Raw genomic sequence first — 14,893 nt, forward strand, 5'->3', positions numbered from 1 at the left:
TTTATGCTCCTTGTGCCTGGATAGCAGTGATAGCCACCGTGTTAACAATGTCGGGAACTGTCGCGCCACGCGACAGGTCATTGACGGGTTTGTTCAGCCCCTGCAGGATCGGGCCCACAGCCAACGCATCAGCCGTACGCTGCGCGATCTTGTAGCCGACGTTGCCGGCCTCAAGGTCAGGGAAAATGAACACATTCGCCTCACCCGCCACCGGGGAATCCGGCGCCTTCTTCTTACCCACACCCGGGTCACACGCCGCATCAAACTGCAGCGGACCATCGACAGCGAGCTCCGGGTCCAGCTCATGCGCCTTGGCCGTGGCTTCCACAGAGCGGTCCACATCCGGGCCGGTGCCGGACGAGCCAGTGGAGTAAGACAAGATAGCCACCTTCGGGTCGATGCCGAACTGGGCGGCGGTCTTCGCGGACACCACGGCGATCTCACCTATCTGATCCGCGGTCGGGTTCGGGTTCACCGCGCAGTCCCCGAAAGCCCACAGGCGATCCCGCATGACCATAAGGAAGATAGAGGACACAACGGAAGCGCCCGGGACCGTCTTGATGATCTGGAAGGACGGCTTAATCGTGTGTGCCGTCGTGTTCGCCGCACCGGACACCATTCCGTCAGCCAGGCCCTTGTGCACCATCATGGTGGCGAAGTAGGAGATGTCCTTCATGGTCTCCCGTGCCTCATCCAGCGTGATGCCCTTGGATTTACGCAGCTCCGCGAAGTCCGCGGCGAACTCCTCCAGCAGCTCGGAGTTCAGGTGATCAATGATGTGGGCCTTGGACAGATTCAGGCCCAGGCTGTCTGCGCGACGCTGAATGTCCTCAGCAACGCCCAGGATGGTAATTTCCGCAACATTCTGCGCGAGCAGCTGATCCGCGGCCTGCAGAATGCGGTCATCCTCGCCTTCCGGCAACACGATGTGCTTGCGGTCGGCCTTCGCGCGGGTGAGCAGCCAATGCTCAAAAACAGCGGCCGACATAACAGGCTCAGTTTCAATCTCCAGCGCCTTTAACACCGCTGCCTTATCCACGTCCGCGACCACACCCGCGATAGTCGCCCCCAGCTGCTCAATGCGAGCCTGAGCACGCTCGGCCGCCACAGGGCAGCCCGCCACAACAAGGAGAGGCAGACCAAGTGCGGATGCCACGTCGGCGTCAAAGTTGTAGTCGCCGGAACCCTGCACCAAGGTATCGCCCGCCACCAGGTCCGCCGCAACAATCGCCGCGACATCCGCCTCTTGCTCTGAAAGCTGGACGAGGTTCAGGTTGGTCTCCGCCGCGAGTCCCGCAACATCGATGCCGTCAAAATTTCGGCCGACCGTGGTAATCAGGACAGACCTGTTAGCCATGCGTTTCCTTTCAATAAAACAACACAATGCTTATGAGCGCTTATCAACGTTCCCTAGTCTAACTATGTCTCCACCAACACGTTGCCGGTTTACTGTGGGCTTTCTCACTCATCTCACCACAATGGGACCCACATCCCCCTACCAAACGCACTGCTAGGCCTATTTGTCATGCCCGCTATCATGTCGGATAGATATTTAGGTATTCAGCAATAAAGCAATTGAGCATTTCTAAGGATGTAGCGAAACCAATGACCACGAAGTCCCCTGATTCTCTCCGCGTCGCCGTCGTCGGTTCCGGCCCAGCCGGCATCTACGCCTCTGACCTTTTGGTGAAGTCAGACCTGGCTAAAAACGGCACCCCGGTCCGCGTGGACCTGTTTGAGCGCATGCCTGCCCCCTTCGGCCTCATCCGCTACGGCGTGGCGCCGGATCACCCGCGCATCAAGGGCATCATCAAATCCCTGCACAACGTGATGGATAAGCCGGAGATTCGCCTGCTGGGCAACGTGGATGTGGGCAAGGACATCACCGTGGAAGAGCTGCAGGAATACTACGACGCGGTCATCTTTGCCACCGGCGCTGTGGCCGACCGCGACCTGAACGTGCCGGGCGCGGACCTCGATGGCCACTACGGTGCTGGCGAGTTCGTCGGATTCTACGACGGCAACCCCAACTTTGAGCGCAACTGGGACCTCACCGCAGAGAAGGTCGCCATCGTCGGCGTGGGCAACGTGGCCCTGGACATCGCCCGCGTGCTAGCCAAGACCGCGGATGAGCTCAAGGTCACGGAGATCCCCGACAACGTCTACGACAACCTGAATGCCTCAGCCGCCAAGGAGATTCACATCTTTGGCCGCCGTGGCCCGGCCCAGGCGAAGTTCACTCCGCTGGAGCTCAAGGAGCTGGACCACTCTGACACCATCGAGGTCATCGTGGACCCGGAGGACATTGATTATGACGAGGCTTCAGAGCAGGCTCGTCGTGAAGCGAAGAGCGTTGACCTTGTCTGCCAGACCCTCGAAGGCTACGCGATGCGCGACCCGAAGGGCGCCCCGCACAAGCTGTTCATCCACTTCTTCGAGTCCCCCGTGGAGATTCTTGGCGACGAAAACGGCAAGGTCACCGGTTTTGTCACCGAACGCACCGAACTCGACGGCAAGGGCGGCGTGACGTTGACCGGCAAGACCACCACCTGGGATGTTCAGGCCGTCTACCGTGCCGTGGGCTACCGCTCCGACGCCGTCGAAGGCGTGCCTTTTGACGACCTGCGTGCCGTCATCCCCAACGACGAAGGCCACGTGCTCACCGAATTCGGCGGCGACATCATCCCCGGCCTATATGCCACCGGCTGGATCAAACGCGGCCCCATCGGCCTGATTGGCAACACTAAGTCCGACGCCAAGGACACCACCACCATGTTGCTGGATGACTTCACCGCTGGCCGCCTCACCCCCACGAGCCACCGCGATGACCAGGCTATCCTCGACCTGCTCGCCGCCAAGGGCATCAAACCGACAACCTGGGACGGCTGGCACAACCTCGACGCCGCCGAGCGCGCCCTTGGTGAGGCCGAAGGCCGCGAGCGCAAGAAGATCGTTGAGTGGGAGGACATGGTCAACGCATCCCACCCGGAGTAGAGCGCCTTACCTCTCCATGACGTCGTTACGCACGATCGTCTGATCGCGGCCGGGACCAACGCCGATGTAGCTGATCGGCGCACCAGACAGTTCCTCAAGGCGAAGGACGTAGTCCTGGGCCTTCTGCGGCAGGTCCTCGAAGGTGCGGCAGCCGGTGATGTCTTCGTCCCACGCCGGCATGGTTTCGTAGATCGGCACGGCGTGGTGGAATTCGGTCTGGGTCAGCGGCATTTCGTCGTGGCGGACACCGTCAACATCGTAGGCAACGCAGATGGGAATCTCCCCGATGCCGGTGAGCACATCAAGCTTGGTCAGGAAGTAGTCAGTGAAGCCGTTGACGCGGGTAGCGTAACGAGCAATCACGGAGTCATACCAGCCACAGCGACGCTTACGGCCGGTGTTCACACCGACCTCACCGCCGGTTTCCTGCAGGTAGTCGCCCCACTTATCAAAGAGTTCCGTGGGGAATGGGCCCGCACCCACGCGAGTGGTGTACGCCTTGATAATGCCCAGGGACGCCGTGATCTTCGTCGGCCCAATACCGGTGCCCACACAGGCACCACCAGCGGTCGGGTTGGAAGACGTGACAAATGGGTAGGTGCCGTGGTCGACGTCCAGCATCGTCGCCTGGCCGCCTTCCATGAGCACGTGCTTGCCTTCGTCGAGAGCCTTGTTCAGCTCAAATTCCGCATCAATCACCATCGGCTTCACGCGGTCGGCGTAGCCCAGGAAGTATTCCACCACCTCATCCGGGTCGATGGCCTTGCGGTTATACATCTTCACCAGCATCTGGTTTTTCACGTCCAGGGCGGATTCGATCTTCTGGCGGAGGATGGATTCGTCGAAAAGATCTTGGACGCGGATACCTACGCGGGCGACCTTGTCCGCATACGTCGGGCCAATGCCGCGGCCGGTGGTGCCGATCGCGCGCTTGCCCAGGAAGCGCTCCTGCACGCGGTCGAGCGTCTGGTGATACGGCGACACAAGGTGCGCATTCGAGCTGATCTTCAGCCGGCTCGCGTTCGCGCCACGGGCCTCCAGCCCATCAATCTCCTCGAACAGCGCCTCCAGGTTCACCACCACGCCATTGCCCAGCACCGGGGTGGCATTCTCACTGAGCACACCAGCGGGGAGAAGCTTCAGCTCGTATTTCTCGCCCCCCACAACAACCGTGTGACCAGCGTTGTTCCCGCCATTTGGCTTCACCACATAGTCAACCCGGCCACCAAGAATGTCCGTGGCCTTACCTTTTCCCTCATCGCCCCACTGGGCACCGACAATGATGATGGCCGCCATAGAAACGCTCCCTCATTTACGCTGTGTGTCACAGCTGTCATATGCGTGCTCATTGCGGGATCACGCCCGCAAAAGTCCAGCGTCAGTATACCGCCACCCTGCTGACGGCTTCACAGTGAGCGCCAGAAAGACCTTCCCCCAGCAAGGCTTCCTGGGACACGGGCCTCAATGAACACAGCACTCATCCGCCGATGTAGCGTGACCGCCATGAGGCTTGTTCATTGCGCGTGCGCCACCGGCACCACCATCGACGGTGCCGAAAACCATCAGCTTCCAGCCATTCCCACGCGAAAAGATCTTCGCTTCCTCGATGACATCGCACGCGAGGCCCTGCCCGTCGACCCAACCCCATCGCTGCAGGAGATCGCGGCGTCACCATCGGTGTCGCATCTTGGCGAGCCCACATTCGCACCCCAACAGCCCAACGAACGCCTACGCATCATCGTGTCCGGCACAGACGCTGCCCTGAGCGCAATCCTCACACGCATGATGCGCGGGGATTATCTGTGGGCCGAGATCGCCTATCTCCCCACCGACCCTTCTTCCCCCGCCGCCGTGCTCTGGGGCATCCCCACCGACGCGCAATCGCTCGCACTTACAGGGCCGGTCCGCCCCATCCCCTGCATCCGCAACGACGCTGGTCTTGTCGTCGCCGGATCAGCCACACTCACGCACACAGACGGTAAGCCGTTCTTCGGGGAGGTCGTCGTTGACAATGACGTCCTCGTTCGCAGCGAGGGCCACACTCGCCTCTACGGCGCACGCCTCGTGCCCACCACCCACGCACCAGGGCTCGCTGCAGCTGTCATCCGCAAACCGCGCTTTCGCAAGCACATGCTTATCGACGCCACCCACACCCCCTCCGGCCGCGCCCTCCAATCCGGCGGCCACGCCATCCAGGTCACCGTGGATGATGTCCCCGCTAAGCGCCCCGTTGAACGCGTCACGTTCTACCGGCACCTGCGCGATATCCAAGCTGTCCGCGGGGATGGGTAAAAGGGCACGGCGGCGTTGAAATCCTTCACCGGCACCGGAACTAGTCCGGGCCGGAGTCACTCTCCTCCTCATCATTCGAGCTACCCGCGCTCAACTCTGGCGGGTACGCCGGCGTCTCCGACGTCGGCTTCAACATCGCAACCGCGGACTCCCGGGACCACCCACAGATCTGCAATAGATCAACAATGAGTGACCGCGACTGAGCCAAGATCACCGCGCCGGACAAAGTAGCCTGGCCGGGCTCACCAGTCACGTTCACACCGGAGTGCAGCCCCTTAACCGGCGAGTACGGGCCACGCGGTGGCTGGCAATCCAAGTCGAGGACCTCCAGCCCTGTCTCCGCCGCCAATGACCGCAAACGATTCGTCACCGAAGGCATGCGCTCAGCCAGGCTGGCCTTCGACGTGATCTCAAAAAGCTCCGATAAATCAAGCACAACCGCAGAAAGCTGATCCAAGATCCACAACTGCTTTGGGGAGACAGTGCCCTGGTCCTCCACCAGCACAAGCGCACGACGAGCAAGAACACGGGTACTCCGGACAGCATTGTCCGTAGGCGGCACCGTACGAGAGAGAGACTGGATATACCCGCGCGACCCCCAGAAAAACGGCGACAGCTGGGTAGATTCCCTGCCAGATTTCGTTGCGGTGGAGATCGCATCAATATCAGACTGCGTACCGCGAATCGCCTCCAGCGCCAAGGACAGTTCGGAGGGGTCTTGGTGGGAGATGCCGGTGGAGACGTCGTCAAGCACAGAGCTCAAAATCGAGAGAACCTTGGAAATTTCCTGGCGCGCTGCCGCGAACGGCGCTGAAGGCACAAGCGCAACAACCGCAAGACCGACCGCCGACCCGATAAACGCGTCCACCGCGCGATCGAAGCCCGTCACAGCAGCGTCGGGCGGCATGATCGTAGAAATCAAAATCGAACCAATAGCCACCTGATTGGCCACCAAAATGGATTTGGAGAAGAACGACGCAAACAGCATCGACCCACACACCGCCAACGCAATCTGCCACCCTCCCGGGCCAAGAGGCGCAAACACGAGGTCGCCGACCAACACACCCAGGATGCACCCCAGCGACATATCCAACGCGCGTTTGATCCGCTCACCGCCCGACAAACCGACGATGATGACCACACTGATCGGCGCGAAGAACGGCTGCCCGTGGCCCACCCACTCAAACGCAATGAAATACGCAAGGCCCGCCGCAACCCCGACTTGGAGCGCTGGCAAGAACCGCTGAGCCACACGCTTCAAACGCGCTTCAAGCGAATCCTCCACAGCGGCCATGCGCTCACGCGTAGTCATGCGCACGCGTTTGGTTTGTTTATCCATCAGCACCACATCGGTTCTTCGCAATACAAAAGGCCAGGCCCCAAACAGGCCTGACCTTGACGGTAAACGCTATTTACCGGGAGACAGACTTGCCCACAGATTTCAGATCCTCACACGCCTGGACAACGCGCTCGGACATGGACTGCTCAGCCTTCTTCAGGTAGGAGCGCGGATCGTAGGCCTTCTTGTTGCCCACCTCGCCGTCGATCTTCAGCACGCCGTCGTAGTTCTCAAACATGTGGGAAGCAACCGGGCGGGTGAACGCGTACTGAGTGTCAGTGTCAACGTTCATCTTCACCACACCGTAAGTCAGGGACTCAGCGATCTTCTCCGGCTCAGACCCAGAGCCGCCGTGGAACACGAAGTCAAACGGACGCTCACCAGCGGTCAGACCAAGCTTCTCCGCTGCTGCCTTCTGGCCCATGTCCAGAACCTCCGGGCGCAGCTTCACATTGCCCGGCTTGTACACACCGTGCACGTTGCCGAAGGTTGCTGCCAGCAGGTAGCGGCCCTTCTCACCCGTACCAATTGCGTCGATGGTCTTCTCAAAATCCTCGCGCGTGGTGTAAAGGTTTGCGCCAGCCTTCGCCTCAACGCCGTCCTCTTCACCACCGACAACACCAATCTCAACCTCAAGAATGATGTTCGCCTTACGAGCCTTCTCCAACAGCTCTTGCGCAATCTCCAAATTCTCATCGATCGGGATAGCGGAACCATCCCACATGTGCGACTGGAACAGTGGCAGCTCACCACGGTCCACGCGCTCCTGCGAAATCGCGATCAGCGGGCGCACATAATCATCCAGAACTTCCTTCTGGCAGTGGTCCGTGTGCAGCGCCACGTTGATGTCATACTGCGCCGCAACCTTGTGGGCAAACGCCGCGAGAGCCTCCGCGCCCACAACCTTGTTCTTCACCGACAGACCGGAACCAAATTCAGCGCCACCAGTGGAAAACTGGATGATGCCGTCCGAGCCCGCCTCAGCGAAACCACGCAGCGCAGCGTTAATGGTCTCCGAGGAAGTGCAGTTGATGGCTGGGAAAGCAAAGCCTTCCTTCTTGGCCGTGTCCAGCATTTGGTTATAAACCTCAGGGGTTGCAATAGGCATGGAGAGTCCTCTCACTCGAATGCGGTTACGTTATCCAGTATGCCCGCTTTGCGCGACCCGCGCTGCCGCCTCGAGCAACATCCAGCCAGAAAGTTGCACAGAAAGATCGCGTTCCGGAATTTCGGGGCCTTTGCTTATCGACGCCTCCCCGCCCCCATAAATCCTCGGCAACCTCGCCCCCTCGGCCCAGCGCACCGGGAAAACAGGCAATCCGTCCACTTCAAGGCGGTTATTCCACATCGCGGCGGCTGATGCCAAGACCAGCCGTGCTGCCTCTTTCTTTGCTGCCCGTCCAGCCGCCGTCCTATCCGGGAGACGCACAGCCACGTCAGCAAGATAGCGCGCAAGAATCCCCTGAAACAGAGCGCCATCCCCACCCTTATTGGGTGCGCAGTCCCGCTGGTTATCAATCACTCCGACAGGCGTAGCCATGTTTTTAGCCACCGCCCGAACCAAGTCCTGAATCCGCGCAATGTAAAACATCTGCGTATCCCCAGCGTCCTCAGCGTCTTCCGCTTCTTGGTTTTCCAGCGCAATGGCAATTTCCAGCGCCGCGCCCAAAACGGTGCCCTGGTTGTAGGAGTAGGTAATGCCTGTCGTCTGTGGCCCGTCCGCGTGAAGACGGATCCCGTCCTGCACGAGCCCGTTATCCGCCATGACGTTGTCAAAGATCCAGCCCATGACCTCGCGAGCTTTATCCAGACGCCCGCTCCTCGCCATCATGATCGCCGCCGGGCCATTCGCCGGGACGTTGAAAAAGTTGTCGTCCGTCCGCCATGGAAGAACCCCGATGACGTTATCCAGACCTGCAAGAATGTTGAATTCGAGTTCCTCCAGCACGCGGAATCGTGTCACCGGTCGACGCCAAAACCGCGCCACCTTGGATATTCCCGGCAGCCGCCACAGGCCTGCCGTTTTTACTGCTGGATCTTCAACACTTGCTTGATCGTCGTGTCCGATCCGCGCCAATGCCAACGCCAGCCATGCTTTGTCGTCGTAGTAACGGTTGCGCGTCAAATCCCCACGGTTACGAATCCGTATTCCCCGTACCGTGCGCACGATGGTGGCACGCCGAGCCTTCGTCGACTGACGACGCTCCGCATCCACCAAACAATCCAAATAATGCGCCTGCCACCAGTAGTGCCAAGTCACAAACGCCTTTTCGCGCGGTGTTGCCGGCCAGGCCACGACTGCCAAGTTTGTTCGCGGCAGTCGCCACAACGGCGACGCATGACGTTCAGCCACTGCCGCTTCCGCGAGGTCAGCGCGGTACGCCCACATTTCCGCAGGGTCGGAAACGGATGATTTCGTGCGTACCACTTGGCCTCCTTCCCTTGGCATTGTTTTGTTGTGCTCTTATTAGCTCTTTATCTATGTTTTACCCCCTTTTGTTACGGGGAGCCAACCGCATTTTCACCGTTTCCCCTGCGCTTTCCGCGTTCCCATTCCTCCAGCAACCTGGGAAGAAAACAGCGAAGCAACAAACCCCACTCCCCTCCTAACGAAAGGCACAGATACAAGAGCACATCCCTAAGAGCACCGATACAAGAGCACATATATAGCTGAAATGATATGCGGACAAATCTGTCCATCTGTTCATCAAGAAGGTTACAACCTGCATAAACGCGAGACTTTCAACCGGACACATACTGCGTCCGCTTCTCTAGCCTTCATTAAAGCCGGTCAGCGCCCCACCGGCCCTCAAACGGACACCTATGTCCGCATCGCTTTTCACGCATACATCCACGCCCTCATTGCACGCATCGCATCGCATCGCATGCATCGCATCGCATGCATCGCATCGCATGCATCGCATCGCATGCATCGCATTACACCAACGCAGAGATCGCCCACACTGCGCGAATGCCTCGCGAAAGCCGCGCGAAAGCCTCGCGTGAGCCTGGTGTGGTGGTGAGTGGGTGGGGCCTACCAGGCGTCATCAAGATTGGCGTGCTGGCGCACCCAGGTGTGCATCGCAATACCTGCGGCGACCCCCGCATTGATGGAACGGGTGGAGCCAAACTGGGCAATCGAGCAGGTCATCAGCGCGGATTCTTGCGCCTCGAGGGTCACGCCGGGGCCTTCTTGGCCGAAAAGGAGCACGCAATTTCGTGGGATATCAGCGGTTTCGAGTGGGACTGAGCCGGGGGTGTTGTCAATCGCGATCACGGCGAGGTCTCGTTCGGCAGCCCAAGCCATCAAATCAGCAACGGTGTCATGGTGAATGATGTGCTGGTAACGGTCCGTCACCATCGCACCGCGACGATTCCAACGACGGCGCCCCACGATATGCACTGCCTCCGCCAAAAATGCGTTCGCGGTGCGGACGACGGTGCCGATGTTCATGTCGTTCTCAAAGTTCTCAATCGCGACGTGAAACGGGTGGCGACGCTGGTCTAGATCAGCCCGGATAGCCTCCATTGACCAGTAACGGTACTGGTCAACAACGTTGCGGGTGTCGCCGTGCTCCAAAAACTGAGGGTCGAAACGCGAGTCCGTGGGCCACTCACCCTCCCACGGCCCAACACCATGGCGGCCCTCATTCCACTCCGTTGGCCCCTTGTCCCTTGGATTAGGCGAGGCCAAGATCGTTCAAACCAAGCAGATAGCGGTACTCCAAACCTGCATCCAGGAGCACTTTGTCAGCGCCAGTCGCACGATCCACGACCGTGGCCACAGCAACGACCTCTGCACCCTCCGCACGACAGGCCTCAACAGCGGTGAGCGGTGAATTACCTGTGGTTGTGGTGTCCTCCACAACCAGAACACGCTTGCCCTGAATCGATGGTCCCTCAATTCGGCGCTGCATCCCGTGCTTCTTCGCCTCCTTACGCACTACGAAGCTGTCGATCGGGCGACCATCTGCGTGCATCACGGCGGTGGCCACTGGGTCCGCGCCCAAAGTCAGTCCACCGACCGCATCAAAGTCCAGATCAGAGGTCATTTCACGCACGAGGGAACCAATGAGACGGCTCGCCTCGTGGTGCAGCGTGGCACGGCGAAGATCAACGTAGTAATCGGCTTCTTTACCGGAGCTCAAAGTCACTCGGCCATGAACGACAGCGAGCTCCCCAACGAGCTCTGCAAGGCGGGCCTTGGCGGCGGCGTCAATAGATGTGGCACTCATGCCTCCAAGGTTAGCCACCCCGGGTGAGCCACTACGGGTTAGTCCCCGAAAATAGACGGCGGATCAAGTTTGCGGGCAACCCGGGTCCCGTCGTTTGGCTGGGGCTCTTCTTGGCCGGTTCCGATGCTGTTGACCTCGTCAGACCCCACTTCATGGTCCGCGACGTCTCCCTTCACACTGCCGGTCATCCGAGTTGGCATTTCCAGGGGCTCCTCGGGGCGTGCGATGGGGGGATGGGAGGGGTGGGAAGGGGTGGGGTGAGAGGGGTCGTCGATAAGCATGGGCTTGCCCATCTCACGCGACGTGCCCTCAAGTTCCAGGCGTGGCCACGTTTCGGGTGGGAGAGTGCGCGCGGCGTCCGCGAGGAGGGCGAGTGGCGCGAATACTGTGTCCCAATCCGTGGCCTCGATGCATTCTGCGAGGACCCACTCCGATTCGAAACAGACGGCACCGATCTGAGGCGGCAGCTGCTCAAGCGCCGTGTGAACGCGGATGTCCAGCATGCGTTCTGCTGGGCCTTCCTCCGAAGCGAAGACGGCGAAGCCTTCAATGTGGGCGACCTCGACGAGGTCATCGGAGAGCTGCTGCGTCAACGGGAGGCGGCGCATATCCACAACAACGTCGCTGGTCATGCCTGTTCCCATACCAATGACGGTTGTACCTGCGATGTCCGCAATCCGGGTTTCGTGGCCGAACTTCGTGCCTGTGAGGACGTCTTTGATGGGAGCGCCGCTGGCCGCTGCGCCGCGGGTCCATTCGTCCTGCAGGAACTCATCTTCGGCTGTGTAGGTAAAACCGTTGGTGGTGGCCCAGTCCCGGCGGGCACGACGCGAAAGCTTGTGGAACTTATTGGGTTTACGGGTGGCCTTAGGCGCAGGCTTAGCGGGTTTGGTTGTGGCAGGCGCCTTGTCCGCTTTGTCCTGGGAATCCGCGCGCCACAAAACGGTCGCCCCGACCAGGGCGAGCGCGGAAAGCGTTAGCAATAGAAAACCCATCGGTTAGCACTGTAACGGGCGGAATGGACATTCCTGGGTAGGCGCGGGCGTGTGGTTGGGTTTGGAGCCGGATCTGATTGAGGTGGCGGTGTGTAGAATTTTACATTGCCTCGGTAACTATCTGTCAGCAGAAATCCGTGGCCTGCGGGTTTCTTTTTGTCCCGAATGGCCGATGTAACTTTCTGCACAGCCCGAGATGTGGGACCGAAATGGCAGGAGCCAGTGAAGCTCGTGGGCCAGGGCCAGGTCACAGGGCCTTTAGATTTCGCGCGACACTGGGTTGGTCACGTCCGCGGCCCACTGGGACCAGCCACCGATGTAGTGAGTGAGCATCGGCAACCCTGCGTGCACTGCGGCGGCGAGCAATTTCGCGGAGTGGTTGCCGGAACCGGAATAGACAACGGCTGAAGCAGGATCGGTGGTGTGAGTAACACCGAGCTGGGCGAAACGTTCCAGAATTTCATCCGAGTCTTTGACCATGTCATCACCGTCAAAAAGGTCCTGGACTGGCAGGTTCCGCGCCCCCGGGATGTGGCCAGCTTTCTTGTCTAAGCGTTCTTTGATGCCGCGGTAGCGGTTGGGCTGGCGTGCGTCGATAAGCAGGCTCTTGTAATCGTGCACATCGTCGATCGTGGGGGCCTGGCCGCGCCGCGCGACAAGCTCCGAATGGACGTTGACGGGGCCCGGGCCAGCAACTGTGTCGTACCCAAGGGCTTCCCACGCGGCGAACCCACCGTCGAGGATGCGCACGTTTTCAACGCCCGCCCAGCGCAGAGTCCACCACACGCGGGCAGCGAAAACGCCATGGCCAACGTCATACACAATGACGGGGCGGTCCTCCGCGATGCCCCAGAAGCGGAACGTCTCACTCAACCGAGTCAGCGACGGCAGCGGATTGCGGCCGACCTGCGCAGTGGGTGTGCCCACGAGGTGCAGCGACATGTCACAAAACTGGGCGGTGGGGATGTGCGCAGCGTGAAACGTGGACCGTGCCTGGCCCGCGCGCGCATCCCACAGCGCGGCCAACAGCGTGAGCTTTTCGCCGGTGCGGATCAGTTCGCGCAGCTCTTCGGAGGAAACGTAGACGCTCATGGCGCCCACACTACCTACGCAAGCGAAATGATGCCCTGCGTTTCAAGGCCTTCAAGCCATTCGCGGATCCCATCCTTCGGGGCATCGGGACCGAGGGAGGCGCCGAGCATCCCGCCGGGGCCGAGCTCCACGCGGCAGCCGAAAGCCAAGAGGGTCTCCGCAATATCGTTCGGGCCGGGCCGCTGCACCAGGATCCGGATGGTTTCCGCGCCACCCTTCACCACCACCTGGTTGATGTGCAGGCGGCCGCCGACGTGGACACATTCGACGATGTCACCCACATTGATGCTCGTATCCAAAAACGGCACCGAGGCCACCACGAAGTGGCCGCCACCAAGATCGTGGGCGGCCAACTCCTCGTTCTCCACGCCGGGCAGCAGGGTGCGGGCGTAGATGGTGGTCAGTGGTTGATGCATGGGGATGAGTCTAAGCCAGTTCACTATAAAGCCGAGAACACTCTGGGCACACAGGCAAATTGGCATGATCCCTCGATGGAACAAAACTCACGCCACAAAGTGATCTCACTGCCTTGCCATCAATTGTTTTGAAAGCAAGATGCTCGTGATGAGCGTAATGGCTCCCCTGGCCTGGCTCTGGGTAGGACAGCTCTCCCCTATCTATGAGCTGCTCTAGCTCAGCGACGCGTTGGGTCCAAGCACCAGGTTCACCGATGTTCGCAAAAACGAGACCAGTTGTATCCCAGCCTTGAACGGGTGGAGCGATCGAACATAGAACACGAACAATGAGGTCCCACAGGTGGGCATGTCCTGCAAATTGAGGTGCTGGATGGACTTCCACGACGATGTCATCCGAATCAACGCCGTCACCACGATGCTGCTCGACCGTTAGCTCTACTTCCGCCAGTTTCTGGCCGACGATGGGCAACACCACCTCGAAACTCCCACTCCCCCCTTGGTGGAATGCTTTGAGGAGAACGAATACTTCCTTTTGAATGTCCAAAAACCAGTCGGTTTTCAGGCGAGCAGCTGTCTCTAACTTGAGCAATCGGACATCTTTTTCCGTCGGAAGCCAGCTTTCACAACCATCCGTAATATTTTGTCGTTCTACCTGCTTGTAGAAATCATGAAAATCTTCATGGTTCCCTTTAGCCAGACCGGCGGCTACGAGCCAGCACACACCCGTATCTTGATCTACCCATACGGCGCCACGCCACTGTGAAGTCTTGATCTCCAGCAAAACCTTTTCCGTGGCGGAGGCAATGCGCATTTCAAATTGATCTTCGGCTTCATTCTCACTGAAGCATTCACTAGCGCGTCGAATGATGGGATGCGGTAACTCGCTCAGGGGATGCAAAGCATCAAGACGTCCCTCCTCCAATGCTCGCTTCGGAGCTGGATCCTCCCATGCGGAATTCAAGTCCTCTCCGAGAACTCTCAAGGTGGGCCGAGCCCGTCGGTTGTGCATACCTTTATGATGCCAAACAGCCCGCACCGATCTAAATGCGGGCTGTTGAAGGAAAACCCTTCAGTTAGAGGAGGTCTGCCAGGGCCTCATTTGAAACCGCAGTGGTTTCGCGGTGGTGCGCGAAACGCTCAGCAAGCTCGAGCTGAGCGGCATGGCGCTTCTCATTGAAGGCCACGAGGTCACTGACGAGAATACGGCGGTGGGTGCCAACCTTGCGGAAGGGAATCTCACCACGATCGAGGAGTTTGCATAGGTGCGTGCGACTCATCTTGAGGCGCTCTGCCGCCTCATTCGGGGTGAGCTCCTCATCCTTGTGCAGCAGGTAAATAGTTTCACCGCTGCGCACATAGTCTGCGATCTCGCGGATGAACCCCTTGGCCTGCGGCGACAGGCTGGAGGCGACCTCTTCGAGCTTCTCCACATCGGCAGGAGTGAATCCTGTCGGATCGAGTGTCTTCATTGAGGCAACCATCCTTTCTGCCACAAACCTATCAAGCAACTGGCTTAACTAACTTAACTGT

General features: G+C 59.7%; 14 protein-coding genes. 2 read left to right on the forward strand and 12 right to left on the reverse strand.

Features of this window, described 5'->3' with window-relative positions; translation table 11 throughout:
- Nucleotide 1: 1 nt before the first annotated feature.
- Nucleotides 2–1,357, reverse strand: coding sequence for a phosphate acetyltransferase (gene pta, locus QP968_RS04565; protein ID WP_284855227.1), 1,356 nt, complete (start codon nt 1,355–1,357; stop codon nt 2–4).
- A 248-nt stretch (nt 1,358–1,605) separates the two neighbouring features.
- Here pta and QP968_RS04570 point away from each other — a divergent pair, with 248 nt between their 5' ends.
- Complete coding sequence (locus QP968_RS04570; protein ID WP_284855228.1) at nt 1,606–2,994, forward strand: FAD-dependent oxidoreductase; 1,389 nt, start codon at nt 1,606–1,608, stop codon at nt 2,992–2,994.
- Nucleotides 2,995–3,000: 6 nt separating this feature from the next.
- Here the strand turns inward: QP968_RS04570 and QP968_RS04575 are convergent, their stop codons facing one another.
- Nucleotides 3,001–4,290 carry an adenylosuccinate synthase gene (locus QP968_RS04575; RefSeq protein WP_284855229.1) on the reverse strand — a complete coding sequence of 430 codons (1,290 nt, stop codon included), beginning with the start codon at nt 4,288–4,290 and terminating at the stop codon, nt 3,001–3,003.
- A gap of 207 nt (nt 4,291–4,497) precedes the next feature.
- On the opposite strand from QP968_RS04575, the gene QP968_RS04580 reads away from it, so the two are divergent.
- Nucleotides 4,498–5,286 (forward strand): hypothetical protein, encoded by a 789-nt coding sequence (locus QP968_RS04580; protein WP_284855230.1) that lies wholly within the window; start codon nt 4,498–4,500, stop codon nt 5,284–5,286.
- A 40-nt stretch (nt 5,287–5,326) separates the two neighbouring features.
- Here the strand turns inward: QP968_RS04580 and QP968_RS04585 are convergent, their stop codons facing one another.
- The 10 genes from QP968_RS04585 to QP968_RS04630 form a co-directional block, all read right to left on the reverse strand.
- Nucleotides 5,327–6,598 (reverse strand): FUSC family protein, encoded by a 1,272-nt coding sequence (locus QP968_RS04585; protein ID WP_284855231.1) that lies wholly within the window; start codon nt 6,596–6,598, stop codon nt 5,327–5,329.
- 100 nt (nt 6,599–6,698) lie between these two features.
- A complete protein-coding gene (fbaA, locus tag QP968_RS04590) occupies nt 6,699–7,733 on the reverse strand; it encodes a class II fructose-bisphosphate aldolase (RefSeq protein WP_284855232.1) in 1,035 nt (344 codons plus the stop codon).
- 30 nt (nt 7,734–7,763) lie between these two features.
- Nucleotides 7,764–9,014 carry a glycoside hydrolase family 76 protein gene (locus tag QP968_RS04595; protein ID WP_284855302.1) on the reverse strand — a complete coding sequence of 417 codons (1,251 nt, stop codon included), beginning with the start codon at nt 9,012–9,014 and terminating at the stop codon, nt 7,764–7,766.
- Nucleotides 9,015–9,659: 645 nt separating this feature from the next.
- A complete protein-coding gene (locus tag QP968_RS04600; protein ID WP_284855233.1) occupies nt 9,660–10,319 on the reverse strand; it encodes a TrmH family RNA methyltransferase in 660 nt (219 codons plus the stop codon).
- Entirely contained in the window at nt 10,306–10,860 is a 555-nt protein-coding gene (gene pyrE / locus QP968_RS04605) for an orotate phosphoribosyltransferase (RefSeq protein ID WP_284855234.1), read from the reverse strand. The genes QP968_RS04600 and pyrE overlap by 14 nt, the downstream gene beginning before the upstream one ends.
- Before the next feature lie 38 nt (nt 10,861–10,898).
- A complete protein-coding gene (locus QP968_RS04610; protein WP_284855235.1) occupies nt 10,899–11,855 on the reverse strand; it encodes a TtfA family protein in 957 nt (318 codons plus the stop codon).
- Between the two features lie 258 nt (nt 11,856–12,113).
- Nucleotides 12,114–12,947 carry a sulfurtransferase gene (locus QP968_RS04615; RefSeq protein ID WP_284855236.1) on the reverse strand — a complete coding sequence of 278 codons (834 nt, stop codon included), beginning with the start codon at nt 12,945–12,947 and terminating at the stop codon, nt 12,114–12,116.
- Nucleotides 12,948–12,961: 14 nt separating this feature from the next.
- Complete coding sequence (locus QP968_RS04620; protein WP_284855237.1) at nt 12,962–13,363, reverse strand: DUF4265 domain-containing protein; 402 nt, start codon at nt 13,361–13,363, stop codon at nt 12,962–12,964.
- A 10-nt stretch (nt 13,364–13,373) separates the two neighbouring features.
- Entirely contained in the window at nt 13,374–14,324 is a 951-nt protein-coding gene (locus tag QP968_RS04625) for a DUF3039 domain-containing protein (RefSeq protein WP_284855238.1), read from the reverse strand.
- A gap of 112 nt (nt 14,325–14,436) precedes the next feature.
- Entirely contained in the window at nt 14,437–14,832 is a 396-nt protein-coding gene (locus QP968_RS04630; protein ID WP_284855239.1) for a helix-turn-helix domain-containing protein, read from the reverse strand.
- Nucleotides 14,833–14,893 lie beyond the last annotated feature (61 nt).

The organism is Corynebacterium sp. MSK041, from assembly GCF_030232265.1.
GTDB lineage: Bacteria > Actinomycetota > Actinomycetes > Mycobacteriales > Mycobacteriaceae > Corynebacterium.

What these genes read in the sequence shown, in the direction of transcription:
- pta (WP_284855227.1), bottom strand. Translation starts at nt 1,357, where the DNA reads ATGGCTAACAGGTCTGTCCTGATTACCACGGTCGGCCGAAATTTTGAC.
- QP968_RS04570 (WP_284855228.1), top strand. Translation starts at nt 1,606, where the DNA reads ATGACCACGAAGTCCCCTGATTCTCTCCGCGTCGCCGTCGTCGGTTCC.
- QP968_RS04575 (WP_284855229.1), bottom strand. Translation starts at nt 4,290, where the DNA reads ATGGCGGCCATCATCATTGTCGGTGCCCAGTGGGGCGATGAGGGAAAA.
- QP968_RS04580 (WP_284855230.1), top strand. Translation starts at nt 4,498, where the DNA reads ATGAGGCTTGTTCATTGCGCGTGCGCCACCGGCACCACCATCGACGGT.
- QP968_RS04585 (WP_284855231.1), bottom strand. Translation starts at nt 6,598, where the DNA reads ATGACTACGCGTGAGCGCATGGCCGCTGTGGAGGATTCGCTTGAAGCG.
- fbaA (WP_284855232.1), bottom strand. Translation starts at nt 7,733, where the DNA reads ATGCCTATTGCAACCCCTGAGGTTTATAACCAAATGCTGGACACGGCC.
- QP968_RS04595 (WP_284855302.1), bottom strand. Translation starts at nt 9,014, where the DNA reads ATGTGGGCGTACCGCGCTGACCTCGCGGAAGCGGCAGTGGCTGAACGT.
- pyrE (WP_284855234.1), bottom strand. Translation starts at nt 10,860, where the DNA reads ATGAGTGCCACATCTATTGACGCCGCCGCCAAGGCCCGCCTTGCAGAG.
- QP968_RS04610 (WP_284855235.1), bottom strand. Translation starts at nt 11,855, where the DNA reads ATGGGTTTTCTATTGCTAACGCTTTCCGCGCTCGCCCTGGTCGGGGCG.
- QP968_RS04615 (WP_284855236.1), bottom strand. Translation starts at nt 12,947, where the DNA reads ATGAGCGTCTACGTTTCCTCCGAAGAGCTGCGCGAACTGATCCGCACC.
- QP968_RS04620 (WP_284855237.1), bottom strand. Translation starts at nt 13,363, where the DNA reads ATGCATCAACCACTGACCACCATCTACGCCCGCACCCTGCTGCCCGGC.
- QP968_RS04630 (WP_284855239.1), bottom strand. Translation starts at nt 14,832, where the DNA reads ATGAAGACACTCGATCCGACAGGATTCACTCCTGCCGATGTGGAGAAG.